Source organism: Paraburkholderia sp. (assembly GCF_036488505.1).
GTDB lineage: Bacteria > Pseudomonadota > Gammaproteobacteria > Burkholderiales > Burkholderiaceae > Paraburkholderia.
Map to the genome: position 1 here is coordinate 1 of NZ_DASXHN010000069.1, position 9,393 is coordinate 9,393.

Sequence of the window (9,393 nt, forward strand, 5' to 3'; positions counted from 1 at the left end):
TACCGTATTTTTCGAGACAGCAAATCGCAAGTTTTGAGGGACGGACAGAAGTGTCGTTTCAGGCTGAGTACGGTCCAGGTATTCGGGCACGCCAGGTGCTCGGCCGCTGGCACGGAGGCAGCGCAAAACGCGCTCCCCAAACCGGAGACAATCGTGAAACGGACCATAGTGGCAATAATCAGCGTCATTTCCGTCGTTGCCAGCGCAAGTGCATTGGCACAAACCAACACTCAAAACGGCGCAGGCCCGAACACAAAGCCGGCCCCCGCGACCGAGAACACAGGCCGCGCCGCGGACACCGGCAGCAAGCCCGCCAGCGGCACCTTGATGCAGCAACGCGAGAAAGGCATGTCGCCCCAGGCCGCATCGGGTGGCGATGCAACCGGCAAGATGAAACAGTGAGATCGGAGTCGCCTGGCTAGTCACAAGCCTGCTTGCCGGTGTGACCGGCTCGCGAGGCCGCAGCACAATGCTGACCGCGCCAGGCACGAGCGTTGCGCGATCGTCGCAACCGACTTCCATGGAGACAGCAATGGCTGGCGACAATGCATTCAAGCCCGGCGAAATCGTGAAGACGTCCGGTATCTATTCGGTGGTCCACGATGACGGCAAGGGCACCTTCGAAGTGACCTGCGTGGAGGGTGAGCACTTCCCGCCAACGCGCAGTGGCCAAGGCGCGCATTACGAACTCAAATACGCGGCGACGCATTCGCATCGACACGGCGAGCTGAAAGGCAGCGAAATGCAGGGCAGTTAGCGCTGCGTCGCAACAGCGCGGCGCATCGCGGCGGTGTATGGCTTGGCGAATGCGCCGGTAGCTTTCCCACGGATCTGAAGTGAGCGCGTGTTGGCGAGCGGTCGACTGTGTGATCCGCAACGGGAGAAAGCCGCTCGCGTCAATCGACAATTCGTTCAGTTGCAGCCATCTATGCGTCCGACGCGGGGGTACCGGCCGCTGCTCAGCTTACGCGCCGCGAAACACGACATCTGTATCGTCAAACGCTGGAATCGGTTGGCTACGAAAGCCGGTCAGTCGTGGCGGGTCGACGAGACCTACGTGAAGTAGCTGAAAAAAGAATGGTCCGCATCGGCGGACCGTTTTCTGCGCTATACCGGGTGCGCCGAGATGTCAGACTGGCTGAATGTTAGCCGCCTGTTTGCCCTTCGGGCCCTGCTTCACTTCAAAGGTCACCTTCTGATTTTCCTGCAGTGACTTGAAGCCGCTGCTCTGGATTTCGGAAAAGTGCGCGAAGAGGTCTTCGCCACCATTATCCGGCGTGATGAAACCAAAACCCTTTGCGTCGTTGAACCACTTCACTGTACCGGTTGCCATTTGCCTGACTCTCTCCAAAGACCGATATGTTTGCGTCCCGGACGGTTGTCCGTCGCACGTAGGGTCTTTTTAACAGAGGGAGAATGCTCTGAACAATTGGCGTTTCCGAGAGTGGGCGCGGACATTAACTCGTCACATTTGGCGACTTTGGCTGGAGAAACGTTGAGTGGCATCGGCGGTGGTATCCCGAAAAGCACACCGTGTAGCAGTTGAGCGCTTTAGCTGCGAACAGATATCTGCATCGCAAACCACCTGACCCACGCGGAATGGCGGAATCTCACGCGGTGAGTGATCTCAAGCCCACCGATTATTTGCTCCCCAGTCGGCTGCACGCGTTATAAAGAACAGCCCGCCGCTTTCTCGGGCGTCAGCGGTTACGCAAAGAGTCGATGTAGCGGCTTCGGCCTGCTTCGTTCATCTGTGCCTGCATTTGCCGCACCAGCACGAGCTGCTGGACGGTCAGCAACGCGTTGATCTCGCGGTGGGTGTCGTCGCTGATCGAATGGATCCGCTCTTGAAGAAGGTCATCTGGTCCGTTAGGGTAGCTATTGATCAGTGACTGGATCGCGTCGTGGTGCCGCTGTAGCAGCACTGCAACTTCGGTGCGCTGCTGTTGTGACAGCTGTAATGTCGTGGTGAGCCTATCGAGTTCATTGTCGATCGAATGCGCGGCATGTCTATGTTGCAGCCGGTTTCGCAGGTCGGCCGCCGGCGACGATGCCTGCTGCGCGAAGCCGCAGTTCACCGCTCCCGCCAGCAATCCAATCATCGCGCACGCGCGCATCACATTCATAAGGCGATATCCCCGTTTCGAATGCCGTCGAACGGACTCGACGTCTGACGGAATGTATTGGTGAATTGCTTGCCAGGCATGATGGCCAGCGCCCAGTCACGCCCTCGTGAAATTGGCCACGCGGGTTTCGCCGGCCCTTTGGTTTGGGCAGGACTTGCGCGGGCGCCAGGACGGGACGGTGCGTGTGACGAAGCTTGGTAACGCTATGGTTGAGTGGGAGCGGCGCCAGTCGAGTCCGGACTCGTGGAAAATTGACGGCCCCGATGACCCTGAACGCGGCCCTTCGCCGCTGGCGTGCTCGCCGCGACTGGCCGCTGTGGCGGGTGATTCATGAACGCAAAATTGTCTGCTATCGCGGCGTTCGATTGGTCCGGATTTGACTGCGCGAAAACAGAAGTAACGTATACAAGGCACGCAATGCCTGGCGCGAAAAGGAGTCGAGTCATTTGCAGAACCTGTGATTGTCTTGACCTGTTAAAGGTAGCACCCGACCGTCAGGTACCGTTACGTGCTGACTAGCTTTAATACTTGACCGCCCATACTGACGCCGATACTAGCGGCAGGCGCTGCGTGATAGCCGGGCGTGCACATCGCTGCGAACGGGCGCAGGGTCATAACTACCTGGTGTTTTCTGGTTCGCTTCTGCTCTGAGCGCTGCAAACAAAAAAAGGCCCATTAGCAGACCCCGGCAGACGTGGACCACCGATAAGACGGCCTCACAGATAAGCGGCAAGAACATTGTAGTTCGAGCCTCCTCGCGACAGGTTTCACAGTCGATTACGCAGTCTTACCCGATATCACTGAAGTCAACGGATGTCGCCGTGGAAATTCATGTGGCCGCCCACTCCTTGTTTCCTCGGGGACGGTGCTGCTGTCCGGCTCCGTGACGACAAGCGCCCGGAAAGAAAGCAAAGCTTTTCGTAGGCACCGATCTTCACCACGGGCACTGTCAAGTCGACGAGCGTGGACTGCAAGTCTGGTTCAAGGTAGTCATGGTTATCAGGTAACGCGCTTGGCTGCGGTTAAGACGGTCCCGTCATGGCGTGTGGCGATGCGTTGTTGTTAGCATGGCGCGATGACATGCCGCGTTCATCTGATGTCTGAGAAACGCAAAGTGCTGCCGGATTGGGCTGAAGTCTTGTCGCGCGCTTCGAGCGCCTTCGGCATCTCATCATGATCGTGAATGGCGCGGTCGCACGTGGGAACCTGAAAGCCAACCGCGATGCGGTTTTGCAGGCGCACTCGCAGGAAGCGGTGGCGACTTCGCCGCTGCAGGCCTACGGCACATCAACGTGGTTTGCCTTCGCCGTCGTGGTGACTGGCTACGCCTGGATGCCCGCAACGGTCGCAAAAACTTGTCCGCCTAAAATATTCGCAAGCCTTTAGACAACGTCGGCAAATCCGAGACAAGTGGTTGATGCGCAGCAGTATCTGTCTTCGGCTCATGCATAGGCAACGGCGGGGCGTTATGTTTCCTTCACGCTACTGAGCCCGTTTAGCAAGGACGCCACACGTGCCCCTCAGCGGCCCGGAGTTCCGGTTGTCCACACGATTGTTCACTGCGACGCCCAGAGATTCAATCCGCACCAACTAACCCGCCTCACTCAGGAAGTAGACTAGTCCGAGCATGAGAAAGCCCGGCGTTCCGAGAGGGGCGTCGCGGCTGCTTTATTGATCGATGTCATCGTGTTGTCATTGGCGCCGGTTCAAATGAATCAAACCGCCGCGCATTGTGGCGGGCGAACCGTGATGAAGATATAACGCGCATCGCTCGCGTCGCGGGGGTACTGACATGACGTTACACATCTAGACGTTTAGATGACAAAAGGTGCCATGACGGTCCTTTGCATGAGCAGTACCCCCGGTGAGCGCCACGCTGGCGTTGACTTCTTCAAGCTCGCGTCGCGCGTGGATGGCGGTCGTCAAGCGACGCTGCGCTTGCAGAAGTCGCGATCCGCCGCCGTCGACTTACAACCACTCCGCTGCGGCCTGCAGCAACAGGACGCTGAGGCCGACGCACACACGGAGCACATTGATGCTGATCAGGAACGCTCGCGTCGTCACGCGAGACGAGGAATTTACAGGCACCTTGCGTATCGAAGACGGTTTCATTCGCGACGTGGAACGGGGCGCCACGTCAGCACGCGAGGCTGTTGACTGGGAAGGCGACTATCTGTTGCCGGGTTTGATCGAACTGCACACTGACAACCTCGAGAAGCATCTCGCGCCGCGTCCGGGAGTGCGCTGGAATATCGACGCGGCGTTCGTGATTCACGATGCGCAGGTGGCCGCGGCCGGCATCACGACCGTCTTCGATTCGCTTCGAATCGGCGCGCGTTCCGACGTGGACATGCACAACCGCGACCTGCAAACGCAGTGCACTCAAGTACTCGCACGTTTGTCAGAGAGCCAATTGCTGCGTGCCGAACATTTCCTGCATCTGCGCTGCGAAATCGCCGCGCCCGACGTGGTGGACGTGTTCGATTCGCTCTACACGCATCCGCTGCTGCGCCTCGCGTCGGTGATGGATCACACGCCCGGGCAGCGGCAATGGCACGACCGCAGTCAGTGGCGGCGCTGGCAGGAACGGCACGGCAAGCTGACTGACGAACATTTCGCGGCCGTGGTAGCCGAGCTTACGGATGGGCAGGAGCGCTACGCCGACCAGCACCGCCGCGAGATCGTCGCACGTTGCGTGGCGCTGGGCGTGGCGGTGGCGAGCCACGACGATACCGTAGTCGAGCATGTGGAACAGGCGGCGGCCGAAGGCATCGTACTCGCCGAATTCCCGACTACCCGCGCCGCCGCACAAGCCGCGCGCGAACACGGTATCTCGACGATCATGGGCGCACCTAACATCGTAAGGGGCGGGTCGCACTCGGGCAACGTCTCCGCGCTCGAGCTCGCGAAGGCGGGGTTGCTCGACATCCTGTCGTCCGATTATGTGCCATCGAGTCTGTTGACCGCTGCGTTCGAGCTCGTCGACAAGGCTGGCTGGACGCTACCGCGCGCAATCGCTACGGTATCCGCCGAACCGGCTCGCAGGGTCGGGCTGTCCGACCGCGGCGCCATCGAACCTGGTTTGCGGGCCGACTTTGTGCGCGTCAGGGTGCACGATGGGCTGCCCGTACCGCGTGCGACATGGCGGGCAGGGGAGCGCATCGTCTGACGCATGCCGGGCTGCGGTCGGGCACACGGTTACAGTCGAGCCGGCAGAGGTCAAATTCGTCTAGACGGCTCTACAAGTACACAGACCTGTCACATGCGATTTCTAGAATGAGCGAGATGGAATAGGAGTGCCGTGCCGCCCCTTAAGGAGGCCGGTGCTGAAGCTGTAATTCGTCGTGGAATCGCTCCGCACGCTTTCAATACAGATAGAGGAATATATGAAGGTCTCCAAAGTTCTAGCAGCCGCAATATATGCAGCGTGTCTCGTCGCCGGTGCGGCACACGCAGCCGGTACCTGTCCGAACGACGGCGTGGTTCGCTTCGGCGTCGAGCCGTACGAATCGGCGCAACGCATGCTGCCTGTCTACACGGACCTCGCCAAGATGATCGGCGATAAGCTCGGCTGTTCGGTGCAACTCTACGTGGCAACCAGCTATAACGCCGAAATCGAAGCGATGCGCAACAACAAGCTCGAATTCGGTGAATTCGGCCCGCTCGGCTACGTGCTTGCCCACCAGGTCGCGCACGCCGAGGCGGTGGCCACGTTCGCGGGCGAACAAGGCAAGCCGGCCACCTATTACGCGTCGATCGTCACGTGGCCCGGTTCCGGCGTCAAGACGCTGACCGACATCAGCGGCCGTTCCTTTGCGTACGCCGATCCGGCTTCCACGTCCGGCCATCTGTTTCCCGCCTACGGTCTGCGCAAGAACGGTATCGACCCGGACAAGGGCGTGAAGGGGGTCTATGCGGGCAGCCATACGGCATCGTTCGAAGCGCTGCGAAACCACAAGGTCGACGCAGGCGAGTTGAACAGCGAAGAAATCGCGAGCGCCAAGCTGCACGGCGAGTACGATCCTGCGGCCTATGTCACGCTGTGGAAATCGGATCCGATTCCGCTCGATCCGCTCGCCGTGCGCGGCGATTTGCCGGCGGATTTCAAGGCCCGTCTGGCAAGCGTCCTGAGTTCGCTGGACCTGCGCCAGTTGCCGGAGGCCGATCAGAAGTTTCTCGCGTCGAACGAGAACCCGGAGCTAAAGACGGTGCCGCAATCAGATGCCGCCTACAACCAGATTCGCGATCTTGTTTCTACGCTTCACATCGACCTGGCAAAACTGTGAATACCCGTTTCAGTGCATCTGGTGAGATTCCGCGAGACCCGGCGGCCGCGTTCGCGGCCCTCGGAACCGGAAAACGCGCGACAGCACCGCGCGCCATGCTTGCGCCCGGCGTGAAGTTAGCCGTGCATGACCTGACGATGCGTTACGCGAACGGTCATATTGCGCTGCGCGATTTCAACGTGTCGGTCCAGGCGGGTGAGATGGTGGTCGTGCTCGGCAGCAATGGCAGCGGCAAGTCGACCTTCATGAAGTGCGTGGTGGGACTGAACCGGCCGACCGCAGGCTCGGTGGAGGTTGCCGGACGCGATCTGGCGATGCTCTCGGGCCAAGCCCTCTGGCAGGCGCGTTTGCCGCTCGCGCTGATTTCGCAAAACGCCAATCTCGTCAAACGACGCAGCGTGCTGACGAACGTCTGCTGCGGGACGCTGGGCCGGCACCGCACGCTCGCGACTGCTCTGGGACGTCTGCCCCGCGAGGAAATTGAACCGGCACGAGCCTGTCTGGACGAAGTCGGTCTGCTGCATCTGGCTGGCCAGCGCGCCGGCACGCTCTCGGGCGGCCAGGCGCAGCGTGTGGCGGTCGCTCGCGCGTTGGCGCAACGTCCGCACGTATTGCTCGCCGATGAACCGGTCGCCAGTCTGGACCCTGAAGCAGCCGACGAGGTTATGCGGCTGTTGCGCCGCCTCGCTACCGAAGATGGCCTTGCGGTGGTATGCGTACTGCACCAGCCGGAACTGGCGGTGCGCTATGCCGACAGGCTGGTCGGTCTGCGCCGTGGCGAACTGGAATTCGACCGGACGGCTTCCGAAGTGTCCAGTCAGCAGATCGCGCGCCTCTATGTGGACGAACCGTCATGAACAATGCTCTTGAAATGCGCGCGCTCACCGGCTCGCCGAAGGCGCACACTGTTTGGGCGGTGTGCATCGTGGCCGTCATACTTGCCCTGTTCGTGCAGGCGTGGATCGTGGTTCAGGCGCGTCCGCAGGATCTGGTGACCGGCGCGCACGGGATGGCCGACATAATTTCGCGCGCCATGCCGCCGGCGTTCGATCAGTTCGTGCCGAATCTCTGGCCGGTGCTCGAGACGATCGATCTGGCGATTTTCGGCACCGTGTTCGGAGTGCTGCTTGCTTTCCCACTGTCGATCCTGGCGGCCGCGAATGTCACGCCGTCGAAGCCCCTCTACTATGCGTCGCGTGCGCTGATCGGCGTCACCCGCGCGGTCCCCGATCTGGTGTGGGCACTCCTGTTCGTTACCGCCGTTGGGCTCGGACCTTTTCCGGGCGCGCTTGCGCTAGCAGTCCATTCGGTCGGCATGCTCGGACGACTGTTTGCGGAAGTGATCGAAGACATGGACATGGGCCCTGTCGAAGCGCTGACACTGACTGGTGCCGGCCGCCTGCAGGTGTTGACCCATGCGGTGGTGCCGGGCGTGTTGCCGTCGCTACTTGGCATCGGACTATTCCGCTTCGACGAAAACCTGCGCTCGTCGCTCGTGCTCGGCTTCGTCGGCGCGGGCGGGATCGGCTTCCAGTTGCTGACTGCGATGAACCTGTTCCAGTACCAGACCGTGTCGTTCCTGCTGATCGTTACCTTCGTACTGGTCGCTTGCGCCGAACGCGCTTCCGCCTATCTGCGCGGCCTCGTTATGTGAGGGCCAGACAGGCGCTGCCGCTGTCACCTCAACGTTGAATCCCAAACTTTTATGCTAATCAATCATGGCGTCGCTGCCGATCCGTGGGCGCTCGGCAGCGTCTTGTCGGAAGATCCGGAGATCCATCCGACGGCACTCGTGCGCGCGAGCGACTTTGGCCGCTACACGTATCTTGGCCCACGCAGCCATGTTGCCGAATCGGTCATGGGCGATTACGGCTATGCGATGGGCGACAATCAGATCGCCCATGCGCACATCGGCAAATTCGCCAACATCGCCACCGGCGTGCGCATCAACCCGCCCAACCACCCGTCGTGGCGGGCCACCCACCATCACTTTACCTATCGCTCACGCTCATACGGGCTCTCTCTCGACGACGACGACGCCATCTTCCAATGGCGCGCGCAGGATCGGGTCGAGATCGGCCACGATGTGTGGCTCGGGCATGACGCCATCGTGATGCCCGGGGTCACCATCGGCACGGGTGCCGCTGTCGGGTCAGGCGCGGTCGTGACCAAAGACGTGCCGCCGTTCGCTATCGTTGTCGGGGTGCCGGCGCGCGTGCTGCGCTTTCGCGTCGATGCCCGCATTTCCGAGCGGCTGCAGCAGATCGCGTGGTGGGACTGGAACCCGGAGCAAATCGATGCGGCCCTGGCCGATTTTCGCACGCTTACAGCGGTCGAGTTCGCCGAGAAGTACGGCGGTTAATTCGTCGCTAACGTGCTGGTTCGCTATGCGCTGAAGTGGCGAAAATGACCTGACTGGCAATTTTCCCCGTGACAGGTGGGAAATCGCGCATTCATATCCGATACCACGTTGTGAGCGCGAACACCGCAACCGTTCTTGCCCGATGTGATTCATCTAGACGTCCAGACATTAGACGGCTGTGTCGCATGAATTTCTGGAACGGGCTGAGAACCTTTCGAACTAGTGGAGCAAATTTTCATATGGAATTTCGGCAACTCGGTCTCAGCGGCCTCAAGGTTTCGACGCTGACCCTCGGTACGATGCTGTTCGGCGGCACGACGGATGAGACGACTGCCGCGCGCATCGTCGACAAGGCACATGAGCAGGGCGTCAACTCGATCGATACCGCTGACGCCTACTCCGGCGGTGATTCGGAGCGTGTCGTCGGGCGTTGCATCGCTGCCCAGCGCGATCGCTGGGTGGTGGCGACCAAATTCGCCAGTCCGCTGCTGGAGCGTGACGTCAATGCGCGCGGTGCCTCGCGCAAACATGTGATCCAGGCCGTCGAGGCCAGCCTGAAGCGTCTGAATACAGACTATATCGATCTGCTCTATCTTCACGCGGAAGATCATCACACGCC

Annotated in this window: 11 protein-coding genes and 2 pseudogenes; 10 read left to right on the forward strand and 3 right to left on the reverse strand. The window is 60.7% G+C overall.

The features are described from left to right. The 3 genes and pseudogenes from VGH68_RS03970 to VGH68_RS30185 all read left to right on the forward strand — a co-directional run. Nucleotides 1-402 (forward strand): hypothetical protein (locus tag VGH68_RS03970; protein WP_331602196.1); only part of this gene is annotated, 402 nt, incomplete at its 5' end. Between the two features lie 130 nt (nt 403-532). Beyond that, nucleotides 533-757 (forward strand): hypothetical protein, encoded by a 225-nt coding sequence (locus tag VGH68_RS03975; RefSeq protein WP_331602197.1) that lies wholly within the window; start codon nt 533-535, stop codon nt 755-757. Nucleotides 758-994: 237 nt separating this feature from the next. Next, nucleotides 995-1,063 (forward strand): annotated as a pseudogene (locus VGH68_RS30185) (IS6 family transposase); the annotation flags it as partial. Between the two features lie 66 nt (nt 1,064-1,129). Here VGH68_RS30185 and VGH68_RS03980 read toward each other — a convergent pair. The 3 genes and pseudogenes from VGH68_RS03980 to VGH68_RS30190 all read right to left on the reverse strand — a co-directional run. Continuing rightward, entirely contained in the window at nt 1,130-1,333 is a 204-nt protein-coding gene (locus tag VGH68_RS03980; RefSeq protein ID WP_331602198.1) for a cold-shock protein, read from the reverse strand. Nucleotides 1,334-1,700: 367 nt separating this feature from the next. Beyond that, entirely contained in the window at nt 1,701-2,126 is a 426-nt protein-coding gene (locus VGH68_RS03985; protein ID WP_331602199.1) for a hypothetical protein, read from the reverse strand. Nucleotides 2,127-3,125: 999 nt separating this feature from the next. Beyond that, nucleotides 3,126-3,261 (reverse strand): annotated as a pseudogene (locus VGH68_RS30190) (IS6 family transposase); the annotation flags it as partial. 38 nt (nt 3,262-3,299) lie between these two features. On the opposite strand from VGH68_RS30190, the gene VGH68_RS03990 reads away from it, so the two are divergent. From VGH68_RS03990 to VGH68_RS04020, 7 genes are all read left to right on the forward strand, one after another. Continuing rightward, a complete protein-coding gene (locus VGH68_RS03990; RefSeq protein WP_331602206.1) occupies nt 3,300-3,512 on the forward strand; it encodes a hypothetical protein in 213 nt (70 codons plus the stop codon). Between the two features lie 649 nt (nt 3,513-4,161). Beyond that, complete coding sequence (locus tag VGH68_RS03995) at nt 4,162-5,295, forward strand: alpha-D-ribose 1-methylphosphonate 5-triphosphate diphosphatase (RefSeq protein ID WP_331602200.1); 1,134 nt, start codon at nt 4,162-4,164, stop codon at nt 5,293-5,295. 217 nt (nt 5,296-5,512) lie between these two features. After that, a complete protein-coding gene (locus VGH68_RS04000) occupies nt 5,513-6,412 on the forward strand; it encodes a phosphate/phosphite/phosphonate ABC transporter substrate-binding protein (RefSeq protein ID WP_331602201.1) in 900 nt (299 codons plus the stop codon). A gap of 95 nt (nt 6,413-6,507) precedes the next feature. Beyond that, nucleotides 6,508-7,269 (forward strand): phosphonate ABC transporter ATP-binding protein, encoded by a 762-nt coding sequence (locus VGH68_RS04005; RefSeq protein WP_331602202.1) that lies wholly within the window; start codon nt 6,508-6,510, stop codon nt 7,267-7,269. Beyond that, a complete protein-coding gene (gene phnE / locus VGH68_RS04010) occupies nt 7,266-8,066 on the forward strand; it encodes a phosphonate ABC transporter, permease protein PhnE (protein ID WP_331602203.1) in 801 nt (266 codons plus the stop codon). The genes VGH68_RS04005 and phnE overlap by 4 nt, the downstream gene beginning before the upstream one ends. A 102-nt stretch (nt 8,067-8,168) precedes the next feature. Further along, the gene (locus VGH68_RS04015; protein WP_349257466.1) at nt 8,169-8,774 is read left to right on the forward strand and encodes a DapH/DapD/GlmU-related protein; all 606 of its coding nucleotides are present in this window, start codon (nt 8,169-8,171) and stop codon (nt 8,772-8,774) included. Nucleotides 8,775-9,013: 239 nt separating this feature from the next. Next, nucleotides 9,014-9,393, forward strand: a 380-nt coding sequence (locus VGH68_RS04020; protein WP_331602205.1) for an aldo/keto reductase, incomplete at its 3' end; no start/stop codon positions are given.

Bases quoted from the DNA above. Each gene is read 5' to 3' on its own strand.
- VGH68_RS03990 (WP_331602206.1), top strand. From the start codon at position 3,300: ATGATCGTGAATGGCGCGGTCGCACGTGGGAACCTGAAAGCCAACCGC.
- VGH68_RS03980 (WP_331602198.1), bottom strand. From the start codon at position 1,333: ATGGCAACCGGTACAGTGAAGTGGTTCAACGACGCAAAGGGTTTTGGT.
- phnE (WP_331602203.1), top strand. From the start codon at position 7,266: ATGAACAATGCTCTTGAAATGCGCGCGCTCACCGGCTCGCCGAAGGCG.
- VGH68_RS04000 (WP_331602201.1), top strand. From the start codon at position 5,513: ATGAAGGTCTCCAAAGTTCTAGCAGCCGCAATATATGCAGCGTGTCTC.
- VGH68_RS03985 (WP_331602199.1), bottom strand. From the start codon at position 2,126: ATGAATGTGATGCGCGCGTGCGCGATGATTGGATTGCTGGCGGGAGCG.
- VGH68_RS03995 (WP_331602200.1), top strand. From the start codon at position 4,162: ATGCTGATCAGGAACGCTCGCGTCGTCACGCGAGACGAGGAATTTACA.
- VGH68_RS03975 (WP_331602197.1), top strand. From the start codon at position 533: ATGGCTGGCGACAATGCATTCAAGCCCGGCGAAATCGTGAAGACGTCC.
- VGH68_RS04005 (WP_331602202.1), top strand. From the start codon at position 6,508: ATGCTTGCGCCCGGCGTGAAGTTAGCCGTGCATGACCTGACGATGCGT.